At 41.8% G+C, this 14,751-nt stretch carries 16 protein-coding genes; 6 read left to right on the top strand and 10 right to left on the bottom strand.

All coding sequences use genetic code 11. The features are described from left to right. Window positions 1-25: 25 nt before the first annotated feature. A complete protein-coding gene (locus tag HDC92_RS03710; protein WP_012780232.1) occupies window positions 26-733 on the bottom strand; it encodes a DUF4397 domain-containing protein in 708 nt (235 codons plus the stop codon). Between the two features lie 234 nt (window positions 734-967). Here HDC92_RS03710 and HDC92_RS03715 point away from each other — a divergent pair, with 234 nt between their 5' ends. Next, complete coding sequence (locus HDC92_RS03715) at window positions 968-1,432, top strand: nucleoside triphosphate pyrophosphohydrolase family protein (protein WP_012780231.1); 465 nt, start codon at window positions 968-970, stop codon at window positions 1,430-1,432. A 61-nt stretch (window positions 1,433-1,493) separates the two neighbouring features. Here the strand turns inward: HDC92_RS03715 and htpG are convergent, their stop codons facing one another. Next, complete coding sequence (gene htpG, locus HDC92_RS03720) at window positions 1,494-3,383, bottom strand: molecular chaperone HtpG (RefSeq protein WP_221270915.1); 1,890 nt, start codon at window positions 3,381-3,383, stop codon at window positions 1,494-1,496. Between the two features lie 126 nt (window positions 3,384-3,509). Here htpG and HDC92_RS03725 point away from each other — a divergent pair, with 126 nt between their 5' ends. After that, entirely contained in the window at window positions 3,510-4,739 is a 1,230-nt protein-coding gene (locus HDC92_RS03725; protein WP_183872427.1) for a M16 family metallopeptidase, read from the top strand. An 18-nt stretch (window positions 4,740-4,757) separates the two neighbouring features. Continuing rightward, a complete protein-coding gene (gene def / locus HDC92_RS03730; RefSeq protein WP_183872429.1) occupies window positions 4,758-5,318 on the top strand; it encodes a peptide deformylase in 561 nt (186 codons plus the stop codon). Here the strand turns inward: def and HDC92_RS03735 are convergent. From HDC92_RS03735 to HDC92_RS03745, 3 genes are read right to left on the bottom strand one after another with little or no spacing between them, the layout of a single operon-like run. Further along, window positions 5,315-5,956 carry a hypothetical protein gene (locus tag HDC92_RS03735; protein ID WP_012780227.1) on the bottom strand — a complete coding sequence of 214 codons (642 nt, stop codon included), beginning with the start codon at window positions 5,954-5,956 and terminating at the stop codon, window positions 5,315-5,317. The genes def and HDC92_RS03735 overlap by 4 nt on opposite strands. 55 nt (window positions 5,957-6,011) lie before the next feature. Continuing rightward, complete coding sequence (locus HDC92_RS03740) at window positions 6,012-6,257, bottom strand: NifU family protein (protein ID WP_012780226.1); 246 nt, start codon at window positions 6,255-6,257, stop codon at window positions 6,012-6,014. 41 nt (window positions 6,258-6,298) lie between these two features. Further along, window positions 6,299-7,402 carry an Mrp/NBP35 family ATP-binding protein gene (locus tag HDC92_RS03745; protein WP_183872724.1) on the bottom strand — a complete coding sequence of 368 codons (1,104 nt, stop codon included), beginning with the start codon at window positions 7,400-7,402 and terminating at the stop codon, window positions 6,299-6,301. A 119-nt stretch (window positions 7,403-7,521) separates the two neighbouring features. Here HDC92_RS03745 and HDC92_RS03750 point away from each other — a divergent pair, with 119 nt between their 5' ends. The 3 genes from HDC92_RS03750 to HDC92_RS03760 are packed head-to-tail and all read left to right on the top strand — an operon-like array spanning window position 7,522 to window position 10,936. Beyond that, on the top strand, window positions 7,522-9,681 hold the full coding sequence (locus tag HDC92_RS03750; RefSeq protein ID WP_183872431.1) for a transglycosylase domain-containing protein: 2,160 nt from the start codon (window positions 7,522-7,524) through the stop codon (window positions 9,679-9,681). Between the two features lie 13 nt (window positions 9,682-9,694). Beyond that, on the top strand, window positions 9,695-10,234 hold the full coding sequence (gene hpt / locus HDC92_RS03755; protein ID WP_183872433.1) for a hypoxanthine phosphoribosyltransferase: 540 nt from the start codon (window positions 9,695-9,697) through the stop codon (window positions 10,232-10,234). 42 nt (window positions 10,235-10,276) lie between these two features. Beyond that, a complete protein-coding gene (locus tag HDC92_RS03760) occupies window positions 10,277-10,936 on the top strand; it encodes a phosphatidylserine decarboxylase family protein (RefSeq protein ID WP_183872435.1) in 660 nt (219 codons plus the stop codon). A gap of 49 nt (window positions 10,937-10,985) precedes the next feature. Here the strand turns inward: HDC92_RS03760 and HDC92_RS03765 are convergent, their stop codons facing one another. The 5 genes from HDC92_RS03765 to HDC92_RS03785 form a co-directional block, all read right to left on the bottom strand. Beyond that, window positions 10,986-12,110, bottom strand: coding sequence for a mechanosensitive ion channel family protein (locus HDC92_RS03765; protein ID WP_255484444.1), 1,125 nt, complete (start codon window positions 12,108-12,110; stop codon window positions 10,986-10,988). An 8-nt stretch (window positions 12,111-12,118) separates the two neighbouring features. Beyond that, window positions 12,119-13,345 carry a Glu/Leu/Phe/Val dehydrogenase dimerization domain-containing protein gene (locus HDC92_RS03770; protein WP_183872439.1) on the bottom strand — a complete coding sequence of 409 codons (1,227 nt, stop codon included), beginning with the start codon at window positions 13,343-13,345 and terminating at the stop codon, window positions 12,119-12,121. 92 nt (window positions 13,346-13,437) lie between these two features. Further along, the gene (gene rplS, locus HDC92_RS03775; RefSeq protein ID WP_008241658.1) at window positions 13,438-13,785 is read right to left on the bottom strand and encodes a 50S ribosomal protein L19; all 348 of its coding nucleotides are present in this window, start codon (window positions 13,783-13,785) and stop codon (window positions 13,438-13,440) included. A 146-nt stretch (window positions 13,786-13,931) separates the two neighbouring features. Next, complete coding sequence (locus HDC92_RS03780) at window positions 13,932-14,204, bottom strand: hypothetical protein (protein ID WP_012780219.1); 273 nt, start codon at window positions 14,202-14,204, stop codon at window positions 13,932-13,934. Between the two features lie 20 nt (window positions 14,205-14,224). Then, window positions 14,225-14,527 carry a hypothetical protein gene (locus HDC92_RS03785; RefSeq protein WP_012780218.1) on the bottom strand — a complete coding sequence of 101 codons (303 nt, stop codon included), beginning with the start codon at window positions 14,525-14,527 and terminating at the stop codon, window positions 14,225-14,227. Window positions 14,528-14,751: the final 224 nt, after the last annotated feature.

The raw sequence follows: 14,751 nt of genomic DNA on the forward strand, positions 1-14,751 counted from the left end.
GAACATCCTCAAATATAAACAGATATTATTTGTGTGTGTAAATTGCAGCGCGCAGTTTTAAGCTATCTATTGCAGCAGCCTGAAACCCTTTGGCGTAAATGGTATAAATTTTCCCTTTTTCTATTTTAACATTCGGCAAACTGGTTTTAAGTGTTGTTCCTTCGTTGACATCAAAGGTTACACTTTCGCCCGGGTCAACAGCAGAAAAGCTGGTATATTCATAAAATGCTTTACCGGTAAACAGGTCTGCATCTTTTCCATGTATCCTAAGGCTCAATGCAGGGGCATCCTTGCTTAAATTGATGAAGCGGATTTTTGCTTTATCTGCAGCAGGAGCACTCAGGTCGTCCTCTGTCAAAAGAAATCTTTTGGTATTATCCTTAACGGTATCTACCACAAAAATAGAATAGCCAACCCCTGAAAGCAGGTTAAAGTTCTCGGACATGATTAACCTGTTGGAATTTCTTTTGGTGATGCCCAGCCTTCTGTTTCCTGGAAATAGGTTTAAATAATCAATTTTTCCGTTAAAGTTCAACCCTTTAGCATTGTTTACCCTTGTTTGATCGACGATAAAATCTAAAGTTGTGGTATCCGGATAGGCCATGATAATAGAAAGCCCCGCTACCTGCTGAGGCTCACTCCTGTCTTTTGAACAGGCCACAAAAACTACTGATAAGGTAACCGCAGCTATAAATGTTTTGAATATCGTTTTTAAATTAATTGTTAGTTTCATCTTTTTTGTTTTTAATTGTCAGACAGGGCCCGACAAGAGTCTTTATTAAATTTTACACAACAATAGGTTAATGGCCATTAACTATTTTTCTTCTTAAAACGATGGCCGCATCAAAAACGCTACAGCAGCGTATATTTTTTTTAAGGATGTAGCCTGGGGACCGAAATATTAAGCGGGAATACTTAATTTTGCCCGGAAGTAATTTAATCAGATCACTAACAACTCTATAAAGCTATGCAAGAGCCGAATTCATTAAATCAGGTTGCTGAATTTCATAAAACCTTTAAGCACCCCATAAAAGAAACACCAGGCATTCCTTCCCGGGAAAGGGCCAATTTAAGGGTTTCTTTACTTGCTGAAGAACTCCATGAATTGAAACAGGCGATTGAGGCGAACGACTTTGTAGAAGTTGCCGATGCACTATGTGACCTGCAATATGTGCTGGCTGGTGCCATTCTCGAATTCGGACTGGGTGATAAGTTCAAGTCTCTTTTTGATGAAGTCCACCGTTCCAACATGAGCAAAGCCTGTAAATCGCTTGAAGAAGCGAATGAAACAATAGCGCACTACAGAAAAAACCACCAGTGCGATGCTTATCATAAGGAAGAAGAAGAATTGTTCCTGGTATACAGGTCCAATGACGACAAGACCTTAAAATCCATCAATTATTCGCCTGCTGATCTTAAAAGCATGCTATAAATAAAAAGGCCTGGCAGTAGCCAGGCCTTTTTATCTTCTTCAGAAAAGCATCAGCTATATGCTATATCAATTCTACACTTCTGCTCACAAAGGCTGTCAGTTCCGCTCCGGTAAGCATGCCTTGCGCAAGCAATGCTAAATCTACAGCCTGTTTGGCCAGCAAGCCCTGCTCTTCTTCATTGTCAGCAGCTATAATTTTTCCGATCAGCTTGTGGTTTCCATTAATGGCGACTTTATAGCTATCCGGCATATTGCCATAGAAACCCATTCCACCGCCCATAGCGGCCATATCTTTCATCCGGCGCATAAATTCATCCATGGTTACGGTTACAGGTAGTTCATCAGGATTTAAGCCTACAACCTCAACATGGTATCCCGGCTTATTGATCGCCTTATCAAATATAGCTGCAACCTTTTTAGCTTGTTCTTCTGACAGAACCGATTCCAGGTTATCATCCTTCTCGATCAATTTACTGGCCACGCTTGAATCTACACGTTTTAAAGATGTTTTTTCCAGCTTCTGCTCCAGGTGCTGTACAAAGTGGTTATCGATTGGGGAATTCATCAGCAATACGTCGTAATCTTTTTTATTGGCCGACTGTATAAAGCTATCCTGTTTTGACGGATCGTTCGCGTAAATGTAAACCAGCTGCCCGTTTTTATCGGTCTGGATGTCTTTCACCTTATCGCGGTACTCTTCCAGGGTATAGTTTTCTTGTTTTGTATTGGTCAGTAAGGCAAAGTCTTTAGCTTTTTCATAAAATTTCTCTTCGCTCACCATTCCGTATTTTACGAACAGGCCAATATCACCCCATTTTTCTTCATAACCTTTACGGTCTTTATTGAACAGCTCCTGTAACTTATCAGCAACTTTTTTAGTGATGTAGCTGTTGATCTTTTTCACATTGCTGTCGGCCTGTAAAAAGCTTCTGGAAACATTTAAAGGGATATCAGGTGAATCGATCACCCCATGCAGCAACATTAAAAACTCCGGCACAATGTCTTTCACCTCATCGGTAATGAATACCTGACGTGAGAACAATTTGATCTTATTGCGCTGCATATCAAAATCATTCTTCACTTTCGGGAAGTACAATACACCTGTTAAGTTAAAAGGATAATCTACATTCAGGTGGATCCAAAAAAGCGGATCTTCCGAAAAAGGATACAATTGCTTATAAAAGTCAAGGTAATCTTCGTCTGACAAATCTGCAGGTGCCTTGGTCCAGATCGGGTTGGTGGTATTGATGATGTTGTCTGTCTCAACGCTTTTGGTTTTCGGTTTTCCTTCTTCATCCTCCCCATCCGGTTCCTGTATGGTTTTGGTACCAAACTTAATGGGTACAGGCAAAAACTTGCCATATTTATCCAGGATCTCTTCCAGCTTGTGTTTGCTTAAAAACTCTTCCGATTCTGCATTGATGTGTAAAATGATCTCGGTACCTCTGCTGGTCCTGTTACCTGCCGTAATTTCGAACTCAGTACTGCCATCACATACCCAACGGGCAGGTTCGGCACCCTCCTGATAAGAAAGTGTCTGGATCTCTACGAGATCTGCAACCATAAAGGCCGAATAGAAGCCCAAGCCAAATTTACCGATGATCTCGTTGGCATCTTTGGCATCTTTAAACTTCTCTACAAACTCGCTGGCGCCGGAAAATGCCACCTGGTTGATGTATTTTTTAATCTCTTCGGCGGTCATACCCAAGCCATTATCGGTAATGGTAATGGTCTTTTTTTCTTCATCCACCGCAACTTCAACCAGTGGGTTGCCCAGTTCACCGTTGTATTGGCCCAGTGCTGCCAGGCGTTTAATTTTTTGTACCGCATCAACGGCATTGGAAACCAGCTCTCTTAAAAAGATCTCGTTGTCTGAATACAGGAATTTCTTGATGATTGGGAAAATGTTCTCCGTGTGAATGGATATCGTTCCTTTTTCTTCTATGCTCATATGTTAACTCATTTTTAAGTACATCAGCTACATATCAAGGGGCATTCCAAATTGGTTTTGTTGTCAAATTGACAGTACAATAAAATTATAATGCCATGATATATTTCTCCGTACCTTTGCCCCTTAATGGAATACAACGTTCATACTTTACCCAACGGCATCCGTCTGCTCCATGTGCCGGCCGCATCTGCCATATCTCATGCCTGTATTATTGTTAACAGTGGCTCCAGGGATGAACAAGAAAGCAAATCCGGACTGGCCCACTTCATTGAGCACCTGATTTTCAAACGTACGGAGAAGCGCAATACCAACCAGATCCTGAACAGGCTGGAAAGTGTGGGTGCCGATTTGAATGCGTATACCACCAAAGAGTATACCTGTATCCACGCTTCTTTTCTGAATCCCTATTTAGACCGGACGCTGGACCTGTTTAACGATATCGTATTCCACTCTACTTTCCCTGAAGAGGAAATAGAGAAAGAGAAAAGTGTAGTGCTGGATGAGATTGCCTCTTACCTCGACCAGCCAGAAGAGGCCATATACGACGATTTTGAAGACCTTGTATTTGCCGGGCACCCCTTAGGAAGGAACATTCTGGGTACTACCGAAAGCGTGGGCAAGCTGAATAAAAAGGACATTCTGCAATTCATTGCAACCAATTACCATACCGACAAAATAGTGGTTGCCGTATTGGGAAATTATTCTCTAAACAAGGTGGTAAAAATTGGCTCTAAGCATTATTCAGACATTCCTGCCAACCTGCATACCGCAACAAGGATTGCACCACTCAAAGTAGAGCCAATTACCCAAACATTTCAAAAGCCCATTCAGCAGGCGCATGCCATGCTGGGTGCGCAGGCCTATTCCCTGCAACACCCTTACAAAACAGGTCTTTTATTGTTAAATAACCTGTTAGGAGGCACCGGAATGAGTTCTGTTCTGAATCTGCAGATCAGGGAAAAATACGGCATTGCCTATACCATTGAAACGGGCTACAGCCCTTTAAGTGACACCGGTATTTTTACCCTGTATTTCGGAACAGATAAAGAAAAGGTAAACAAGGCCTGGGCGCTCATTTTTAAAGAGTTTAAAAAGCTTAAAGACAAGCCCCTTACTGAAGTACAGCTTCAAAAAGCTAAAAACAAGTTCATCGGACAAATTGCCCTTGGCGAGGAAAACCGGATCGGCCTGATCATATCTATGGCAAAAAGCCTGATCGACTATGATAAAATTGACGATCTGCAAACCGTTTTCAGGAAAATACAGGCGGTTAGCACTACTGATATGGCTAATATTACGCATGAAATATTGGACGAAAGTAATCTTACTTCCCTAACTTTTTATCCTTTAGCGTAATATTCGTATTTTTGCAGCATGAAACTACCCATTATAGCCTACGGTGACCCGGTTTTAAAAAAAGTATGTACACCCATTGAACAAACTTACCCGGATCTGAAACAACTGATCAGCAACATGTTTGAAACCATGTATAACGCGCACGGCGTTGGGTTGGCGGCACCGCAGGTGGGCCTGCCTATACGCCTGTTCATTGTAGATACAGGGGCCGATGAGGGGGATAAGAACAAGTTTAAAAAAGTATTCATCAATGCCGAAATTCTGGAAGAAACGGGTGAGCCATGGGCATTTAATGAAGGTTGCCTGAGTATTCCCGACATCAGGGAAGACGTTATGCGCAAGCCCAATATCCGTATTAAATATTACGATGAGCACTGGGAGCTGAATGAAGAAGAAGTAAGCGGAATGCCGGCAAGGGTAATACAGCATGAATATGACCACATAGAGGGCAAGCTGTTTACAGATACTTTAAGCCTGCTGCGTAAAACAATGCTTAAAAGCAAGCTGGATGCCATTTCTAAAGGAAATGTAAAGGCCGATTATAAGATGCGCTTTCCGAAACAAAGCAAAAAACGCTAGTTGCTCTCGCTCCGGGCTTTATCTCCTTTAAAGATGGACTGCATGAGTTTGCCCCAGGCAAAAGGATTTAAAAGTGGGTTGGTCTGAACCATATTCTTATTTAATGCCCGGTCGTGGTTAAGCCGGTTGTTGATGCTCTGGATCTCACCACCATCCCTTGGGAGGGTTTGGATCAATCCGCTAAGACTTTCCTGCGAAAGATTTCTGGCGGCAATGACATAGTCATCATCTGCAATCTTCATCGACATGAAGTCACGGGTAAACTCTTCAACAGTAGCCCAGGGATAAACACGCACGGTAGGCAGGTTTACAATCTCGGCTTTCATTTTGACCATTGCCGTATACTTACTGTCATTGATCTGCGAAGGGATGGCCAGCAGCAGGTCCTTGTACCCGATTGCAGTATACAGTAGGGTATCGCCCGGATGGGCTATAAAAGAAAAATACCCTTTATAATTGGCAGCGTAGCGCTGACCTTTATTGGTTAAATTTGTAACCGTAACGTAAGGGACCACTGTATTGCTATCCACATCGGTAATGATACCTGTAAATTGGATCAATGGCCGCTCCGTCGTATTTTGCTGCGCAAATAACGGAGAAACGAAAAGAAACAATAAAATGGTCAGCGCATACTTCATATTGCAAAAATAGCGGTTAAGATTAAAACGGCTAGTTAAATTGTGTTAAATCATTTTATACCGGTTCGGCAAGGTTAACGGCTTCAACAGCAGTAATTTGTGGAACAGACTTCATGATGGCCTGTTCAATCCCTGCTTTCATGGTCATAAAACTCATTTTGCAGGATCCGCAGTTACCTAATAATTTCAATCTAACTACATTTTCCGGCGTAATCTCTTCTATGGCTACGTCTCCTCCATCAGCTATTAAATAAGGTCTGATGGTTTCCAGTGCCTGCTCTACTTGTTCTGTTAAATTCATTTTGGTAAATTATTAAAATATAAAAATAGTAATTTTTTTCCTCAATTCGTATCAATTTCTACGACAGGGGAAACATTACCTGCACTTTGGGCATTATTTATAGCAATTTGCTGGGCTACTTTACCTGCAATTTCTGCAAAAGACCGGGCCACACTGTTGTGTGTATCCATAGCTACCGGAACGCCGCTATCGCCCCCTTCAGTAATGCTTTGTACAATCGGAATTTCGCCCAGGAAAGGCACACCAAATGATTTTGCGAGTTCTTTTCCGCCATCTTTTCCAAAAATATAATATTTGTTTTCGGGCAGCTCGGCCGGTGTAAAATAAGCCATATTTTCCACTACACCCAATACAGGGATGTTAATGGATGGCATTTTAAACATGGCAAGCCCTTTTCGTGTATCCGCAAGCGCTACCTGCTGGGGTGTGGTCACAATTACAGCCCCGGCAATAGGAAAACTTTGGGTAATCGTAATGTGGATATCGCCCGTCCCCGGTGGCAGGTCTACAATCAGGTAGTCCAGCTCGCCCCAGTCGGCATCATTAAACAGCTGCTTTACCGCATTGGAAGCCATTGGTCCGCGCCAGGGCACAGGCTGGTCAGGATCGGCAAAAAAGCCTAAAGACAATAGTTTTATGCCATATTTTTCGATAGGCATAATCAGCGTTTTACCCTCTGCTGTTTCTCTTGCACCTGGTTTTGCCCCAACCAGGCCAAACATAGTTGGTACCGAAGGCCCATAAATATCCGCGTCTATCAGCCCTACTTTTGCCCCATCGGCCCCCAGTGCAATGGCCAGGTTACTGGCTACAGTTGATTTTCCTACCCCCCCTTTGCCTGAAGAGACCAGGATAATATTCCGGATGGCCTTAAGCTGCGTGGTATCCATAGGTCTGGTTACCCTCGAGGTAATGTTGATCTCTATTTCTGCCTCTCTGCTCACAAAATGCTTAATGGCATTTAAACAGGCATTTTTAAGCATATCCTTCATCGGACAGGCCGGAGTGGTCAGTTCTAAGGTAAAACTTATGTGTTTGTCTTCTATTTTTAAGTCCTTGATCATGTTTAAGGTCACCAGGTCTTTCTTCAGATCTGGGTCTTCAACATTCCTTAAAGCGGCTAGAACTTGTTCTTGGCTAATCATCATTAGTCAAATTTAACAAAAGACCGCCACAATTAATTTTAAATGCCCCTTTTTATTGTAATTTTAACACGAAATAAACATTTGAGTTTAACGTTTAGCAATAATATCTGTTTTATAGCATGCATCTTCCAAAAATTAACATCCCTAAAAAGTACATTAAGATTGGCGCGTGGGTACTAGGGGGTTTTCTGCTCGTCCTGGTTATTGGAGGCATTATTGCCTATAACAAAAGAGAAGCGTTATTGGAAAAAATGATGGCAAAAGCCATTGCAAAAGCAGATAAGGATTATGGACTCGATATAAAAATCGGAGAATATGGCTTTAACGGCCTCAATACCGTTCAGATGAAAGGTATTTCTGTGGTACCCAAAGACCGTGATACCCTGACGACTATTAACGATATGACCATTGGGGTAAAGCTTTTTCCTCTGATTTTTGGAGATGTAAAGCTTTCGCAGATCAATTTAAACAGCGGGAAAGTCAACATTGTGTTCAGGGACTCCCTGAGCAACCTTGATTTCTTCCTGAAACGCAAAAAGAAAGACAGCACAGAAAATAAATCAAAAATTGGCCTTGGCGATCTTGCACATAACCTTTTAAATCAAGTTTTGTACAAAATTCCGGATAACATGGAGGTCAAAGACTTTTTGCTGAACGTAAATGACAACGACACAGCAAAATTAACTTTCCTGACCACAACAGCCACGATAGATGATGGCGACCTGAACTCGACCATTCTAGTAAATTGGAATGAAGCAACCTGGCACATCAAGGGAACGGTAAAACCGGGCAAAAAACAACTGGACGTTATGCTTTTTGCCGACAATAAAAAAGTTGAGCTGCCCTATCTGGAGCGAAAACTGCAGGCCAGGTTCAGCTTTGATACGGTAAGGACAGAAATGAAAAATGCCGATTACAGCGGGGATAATTTTAAGATCTCAGGCTCCTGGTCGGTAAAAAACCTGCTCATCAACCATCCTAAGATCGCTTCGAACGATATCATCGTTCCGGATGCAAAAATTGATGCAGATATGCTGATCGGAAAAAACTTTGTGGCCCTTGACAGCTCATCCACTATATTTCTGAAAAACGCCGCTATTCATCCTTACTTAAAATACACCCTTTCACCCCACAAAATTTATGAACTTCAGCTGCATGCTCCCGACCAGGATGCCCAGGAAGTATTGAGCGCCTTTCCTAAAGGGCTCTTTGAATCGCTTGAGGGGATGCAGGTAAGCGGAAAAGTACGGTACGACCTGAATTTTTACCTGGATAGCGCTTTGCCCGACAGCGTGCAATTCAATTCCTCGTTAACACCAATGAACTTTAAGATCCTGAAATGGGGCAAAACAAACCTGCAAAAGATCAACAGTGACTTTATTTATACCCCCTATGAACGGGGCAAACCCATGCGCGACATTATGATCGGGCCTTCCAATCCCAACTTTACGCCCCTTTCTGATGTTTCAAGCAATTTTAAAAATGCGATCTTAACTTCTGAAGACCCTTCTTTTTTTACACATAAGGGCTTTGTTCAGGAATCCATCCGCAAGTCGTTTGCCGTAAACTTTAAAGAAAAGAAATTTGTACGCGGCGGCAGCACCATTTCTATGCAGCTGGTTAAAAATGTTTTCCTCAGCCGTCAGAAAACGCTCGCAAGAAAGGCTGAAGAGATCCTTATTGTCTGGCTGATAGAAAACAACCACCTGGTCAGCAAGAATCGTATGCTTGAGGTTTATTTCAACATTATCGAAATGGGGCAGAACATTTATGGCATAGGAGAAGCTACACGATACTATTTTGGCAAAAGACCGTCTGACCTGAACATAGGAGAAGGCATTTTTCTGGCCAATATTGTCCCCCGCCCTAAAATTGCCCTCTTTAAGTTCCGGGGTGATGGCGGATTGAAAGACTACCTGTATCCCTATTTCAAATACATTGGTAACATTATGGCCAGAAGGGGACTTACCCCTGCCGATACCAGCGGATATGGCTTCTACAATGTACGCCTTCGTGAAGGTTTGCGGCAATATCTGCTGCCCGACTCTGCTAAAATTGACACCAATGCTTTCGATAACGACGACCCGCTGCCTGCTGTTGAAACACAGGACGCTTCAAAGAACTTATTTGACCGCTTATTTGGGCGCAATAAAAAAGATACTACAACCACCCAGCCGGCAAAGCTAGATACAGCGCAAAAAACAAAAAAAGAATTAAGGCAGGAGCGCCGCGAACAACGCCGGAAAGAAAAGGAGAAGGAGAAAACAGGACAGCTTTAATGAAACCCATACCATGAATAAAATTCAAATCGCCGGTAAAGAATTTGAGCTCCTTTTGGACAACGACAACATCAGCAAACGTATCCGTTTAATCGGCATACAGTTAAATGTTGATTACGAGAACCGCAGCCCGGTATTTATCGGCGTACTCAATGGCAGCTTCCTCTTTATGGCCGACCTGCTGAGAGAATTTGACGGGCCCTGCGAAGCCGGCTTTATCCGGGTCTCTTCTTATGAGGGTACAGAAAGCAGTGGAACTATGAAACAGGCCTTTGGTTTACCTGAGGACCTGCACAATCGTGACGTCATCATTGTGGAAGATATTGTAGATACCGGTTTTACACTGGGCCATATTTTAAATGAGGTACACAAACAAGCGCCCGCTTCAGTTAGGGTATGCGCTTTATTGTTTAAACCCGCAGCATTAAAAATAGAAATTGCCGAACTGGAATACGTAGGTTTTGAAATTGCCAATGAATTTGTAGTAGGATATGGCCTGGATTATATTGGCCTTGGCCGAAACCTTAAAGACATTTACAGGGCAAAAATGTAATTTTTTTTTCCCAATTTTGCGCAAACATATTATACCATATCAATGACCATACATAAAGAGGGTTACACCACCATAGCACTATCTGTTCTTTTCATATTTGTACTCAACGCATTCATCGATTACAGATTTGCAAATATGACCTGGTTAAAGTGGCTGATCTACATTTTATCTTTTTTATTGTTTATCACGGTCCTCCAATTCTTTAGGAATCCATCCCGGTCATTTACAAGTGGCGGGAACCTTGTGATCTGTCCGGCAGACGGAAAAGTAGTGGTGATAGAAGAAACGCTGGAAGGAGAATATTTTAAAGATAAAAGACTACAGGTCTCGATATTTATGTCGCCTGTAAATGTACACATCAACAGAAACCCCATTTCCGGTGTAGTTAAATTCTTTAAATATCATCCCGGCAAATACCTGGCCGCCTGGAACCCTAAATCATCTACAGAAAATGAAAGGACCACGGTTGTAGTAGAACACCAAAATGGCACCCCGGTCCTGTTCAGACAAATTGCAGGGGCCCTTGCCAGACGAATTGTATGGTACATTAAGGAAGGCGATACCGTAACCCAGAATAAAGAATTCGGATTTATTAAATTTGGCTCTAGGGTGGACATTTTCCTGCCGTTGGGCACGAAGGTTAACCTCGAGCTCAATCAGGTCGTAAAAGGCGGGATTACAGTGCTGGCCGAGCTGGCATAAGGGATGAACCTATACACTATAAAAAAGACCCGGTAATGCCGGGTCTTTTTTATTTACTGTTTTGCTGCGGAAAGCTGTCACTGATAGAGCGCTGGGTCGGATAGGCAAACCCAGACCTGAATTCTTTTACAATCTCCATTAGTTTAAAATTGATCTCTTCTTTTACTTTTACATATTTACTGTGCTCCATATTGATCACCAGGTAAACAACCTGGATATGCAAGGCAGAATCGCCAAAATTATCAAATGTGGCATATCCGTCCTTAGTATCAGGATGTGCCTCAAGAAAAGCAGCAATGGCAGACAGGATCTTTTTAATATCCTCAGGCGCCGTCTCATAGACTATTCCTATAAAAAAATTAACCCTTCTGTAATTTCTTAACGTCACATTTTCAAGCACACCATCTATCATTGCCCGGTTTGGGATAACAATAGTTGTTTTATCCGGACTGACCAGCCAGGTACTCCTGAAGCCCACTTTCTCAATTGTACCTTCAATACCATCCACCTTTACCACATCGCCAACCGTGAAGGGCTTGTCCAAAAATATCGTAAATGAACCGATCAGGTTTTCCAGACTTTCTTTTGCAGCCAGTGCAATCGCAATACCCCCTATACCCAATCCCGTGATCAGTGTAAGCACATTGATCTCAAAAACAAAGCCCAGCAAAACAAAAAAACCAAGAAAACAGATCAAGGTTTTGGTCAGTTCTTTTAAAAAAGGGACCAACTGATCATCGGCCCGGTTATTCGTTATGCTTGCCTTGTGTTTTAATACAAAAGCGATGAAATCAATGATCCTCAGGATGATCCAGAAAATGGACAGAATAATCAGAAAAAGAAAGATCTTATCCAGGCAATCCCCTATCGTAACCCCAACCTTAGTTTTCGACCTGTGCCAGAGCACAAGGTTAAGGGGGTGGGTTAAATTGTTGATCGCCAGATAAATGGTGCAAAAAGTAATGAAAGACTCTATAGGCTTTACCAGCAGCGCAACAAAGGTTTCTCCCCTGACCTCTTCCGCAAATTTGCTGAACACCTTAAAAAGGGCCAGACTAAACAACCTGGACACCAATCTTTTAAACAGCAATCCAAGTAAAATAATAACTACAAAAACGCAATATTGCTTAACGGTGTTTCCCCAAAAAACCTGTTCAAAAAATTGATAGTCCATAATCATAATTATACTAATTGTTTAAGCGCAATCTCAAATGCAGTTTTAGAGAGTTCCTTCTTTTCCCGAGATTCCTCATGAACCGCTTTCAGTGCCTTATAAATCACCTGTGACGCGTCCGTAAATATCGCATCGTCACTCATTTCTACATTTCTCTGCATCAGGTAAGCAAAAACCCTGGCCATACCACAATTTGATATAAAATCCGGTATCACTGCAACGTGCTTATCTGCATGCTCCATAATGCTCCCAAAGAAAATCTCTTTATCCGCAAAAGGAACATTTGCACCACAGGCAATCACTTCGAGCCCCCCATGTATCAACTGGTCCACTTCGTTTTGCTGAACAAGTCTGGAAGCTGCAGCGGGAACAAATATCTCGGCGCCAATATCCCAGATCTCTTTACTGGCCAGTTCAAAAGGAATCAGGTCGGGCGATACCAGCGTATTTCCTGTTCTGCTGTTAAACAGGCTAATGACCTCTTCCTGTGTAAAGCCATCCTTACAGATCAATCCACCAACACGGTCAATGATCCCAACAATTTTCACACCATTTTGTGCCAGGTAATACCCTGCTGCTGCCGCTACATTTCCCCAGCCCTGGATAACCGCTCTTTTTCCTGACAACTTCCCACCCCAGATGCTGTAAAAATGGCCGATAGATGCCGCCACACCATAACCGGTGATCATATCAGCAACCTTGTACTTTCTTTTAATGTCTGGCGTATAATTTAAATCCTCCAGCACTTTGGAGACCCCGTAGCGCAGCTGCCCGATCTGGTGGATCCTTTCATTTTCCCTTGCCTGATAATGCCCATTGATTACGCCTTCCTGAGGGTGCCATAACCCGTAGTTTTCAGTAATAGGGATCACCTCATGGATCTCATCAATATTTAAATCGCCGCCCGTACCGTAATAATTTTTTAGCAGGGGCATTACCGCTTTATACCAGCGCTCCAGAACCTCCTTTTTTCTCGGGTCTGCAGGATCGAAATTGATGCCCGACTTTGCCCCGCCTATCGGTGGGCCGGATACGGTAAATTTTACTTCCATTGTTTTTGCCAGAGATTCAACCTCTCTTTTGTCCAGGCCTTTGCGCATCCTGGTCCCTCCACCTGCTGCTCCTCCGCGAAGCGAATTGATCACCACCCACCCTTCAGCTTCAGAATCCTTATCCTTCCACTCAAAAACGATCTCCGGCCGCTTCTCTTCGAATTTTTTTAACAGTTCTTTCATTATTTATAATAAGTTAGTTGGCGCAAAGATATACAAACAAAAAAACCTCCCCGATATGATCGGGGAGGTTCGTATATTTTTTTGAAAGAATGTTATACCCTTTTAGATTTTATACGTGCTGCTTTACCAGTTAATTCGCGCAGATAAAATAGTTTCGCCCTGCGAACTTTACCATGGCTGTTCACCTCGATTTTGGCAATGTTTGGAGAGTTAATAGGGAATATCCGCTCTACACCAACACCGTTAGACATTTTACGAACAGTAAACGTTTCGTTTGCGCCTACGCTGTTACGTTGTAATACTACGCCCTGGTAAATTTGAATACGTTCTTTATTACCTTCGCGAATTTTATAGTGAACACTCACTGTATCTCCTGATTTGAATGCAGGAAACTCATTTTTTGCGATTACCTGCTCTTCAACAAATTTTACTAAATCCATGATTTTAAGCTATTAAGCCGATTTTTTGTTGTTTAAAATCGGACTGCAATATTAGGAATATTATTTCAAAAATAAAAACGTTTTTTATTTTTTTCCACATTCTTTAATATTTCCACAAAACCAGAGTGGCCGATCGGAGCTGCCAATCATTTTTTTCCTTTCCTTTTATAGATTAGTGACTGCAGGTCCTCTCCCTTAATTTTAAAATTTTCCAGCCCGCCCCGGTTCATCTTAAAAAGAATCTCCAGCTTTCTGATCATACAATAGGGAATATCTGCTTCAGAATCAATCCGGATGTTCCGGTAGTTATGAAAGGTATTTAACGATATTTCCAATTCCTGGGGAATGATCTTTCTTGCAGCCGAATATTCTACCACATTCAGGCCATATAAATACTCATTGATTTTATACTTGTACATTTTAATAAAATTAATTTGCTTTAATTCCTCTTCGTAAACCTGCTGGTGAGCAACTCTTTTCCCATAAGCACTTTTAAAGGTTTGCACTGCACCTCTTTATTGATCAGCTCACCTGTCCTCATTTCAAATAATTTTTCAAACATGATCACTTTTTCATATGGAATGTCCTGTTTGTCATCAAATAAAATATTCCGGTAATTATGAAAGGTATTTAATGAAACACCTAAAATCTTAGGAATAATTTTTACGGCCTCCCGGTACTGTGGCACTGGCAACCGCAACAAACAATCATTGATCTTGTATTTTCTTGCTTTGTCGCTCATAAAGGTATATTTAGCTTGTTTTTAATTATATTTTTATGATTTTTTATCAAAAAAAACCGATACAATCATAATTTTTTTAGCGTAAATCTACTTAAAAAATAATCACAACCCAACAAAAAATATTTTTATTTAAAAAGAAAATAACCAAACAGCGGTCCCGTATGTAAGCTGGATTAGCTTAAATACGGGACTTAGTCCTTTCAAAAGATGAATAAGGGTATTTA

The sequence above is a fragment of the Pedobacter sp. AK017 genome, from assembly GCF_014200825.1.
Classification (GTDB): domain Bacteria; phylum Bacteroidota; class Bacteroidia; order Sphingobacteriales; family Sphingobacteriaceae; genus Pedobacter; species Pedobacter heparinus.

Excerpts from the sequence above, each read along its gene's own strand:
- HDC92_RS03710 (WP_012780232.1), bottom strand. The coding sequence starts at position 733 with ATGAAACTAACAATTAATTTAAAAACGATATTCAAAACATTTATAGCT.
- HDC92_RS03715 (WP_012780231.1), top strand. The coding sequence starts at position 968 with ATGCAAGAGCCGAATTCATTAAATCAGGTTGCTGAATTTCATAAAACC.
- htpG (WP_221270915.1), bottom strand. The coding sequence starts at position 3,383 with ATGAGCATAGAAGAAAAAGGAACGATATCCATTCACACGGAGAACATT.
- HDC92_RS03725 (WP_183872427.1), top strand. The coding sequence starts at position 3,510 with ATGGAATACAACGTTCATACTTTACCCAACGGCATCCGTCTGCTCCAT.
- def (WP_183872429.1), top strand. The coding sequence starts at position 4,758 with ATGAAACTACCCATTATAGCCTACGGTGACCCGGTTTTAAAAAAAGTA.
- HDC92_RS03735 (WP_012780227.1), bottom strand. The coding sequence starts at position 5,956 with ATGAAGTATGCGCTGACCATTTTATTGTTTCTTTTCGTTTCTCCGTTA.
- HDC92_RS03740 (WP_012780226.1), bottom strand. The coding sequence starts at position 6,257 with ATGAATTTAACAGAACAAGTAGAGCAGGCACTGGAAACCATCAGACCT.
- HDC92_RS03745 (WP_183872724.1), bottom strand. The coding sequence starts at position 7,402 with ATGATTAGCCAAGAACAAGTTCTAGCCGCTTTAAGGAATGTTGAAGAC.
- HDC92_RS03750 (WP_183872431.1), top strand. The coding sequence starts at position 7,522 with ATGCATCTTCCAAAAATTAACATCCCTAAAAAGTACATTAAGATTGGC.
- hpt (WP_183872433.1), top strand. The coding sequence starts at position 9,695 with ATGAATAAAATTCAAATCGCCGGTAAAGAATTTGAGCTCCTTTTGGAC.
- HDC92_RS03760 (WP_183872435.1), top strand. The coding sequence starts at position 10,277 with ATGACCATACATAAAGAGGGTTACACCACCATAGCACTATCTGTTCTT.
- HDC92_RS03765 (WP_255484444.1), bottom strand. The coding sequence starts at position 12,110 with ATGGACTATCAATTTTTTGAACAGGTTTTTTGGGGAAACACCGTTAAG.
- HDC92_RS03770 (WP_183872439.1), bottom strand. The coding sequence starts at position 13,345 with ATGAAAGAACTGTTAAAAAAATTCGAAGAGAAGCGGCCGGAGATCGTT.
- rplS (WP_008241658.1), bottom strand. The coding sequence starts at position 13,785 with ATGGATTTAGTAAAATTTGTTGAAGAGCAGGTAATCGCAAAAAATGAG.
- HDC92_RS03780 (WP_012780219.1), bottom strand. The coding sequence starts at position 14,204 with ATGTACAAGTATAAAATCAATGAGTATTTATATGGCCTGAATGTGGTA.
- HDC92_RS03785 (WP_012780218.1), bottom strand. The coding sequence starts at position 14,527 with ATGAGCGACAAAGCAAGAAAATACAAGATCAATGATTGTTTGTTGCGG.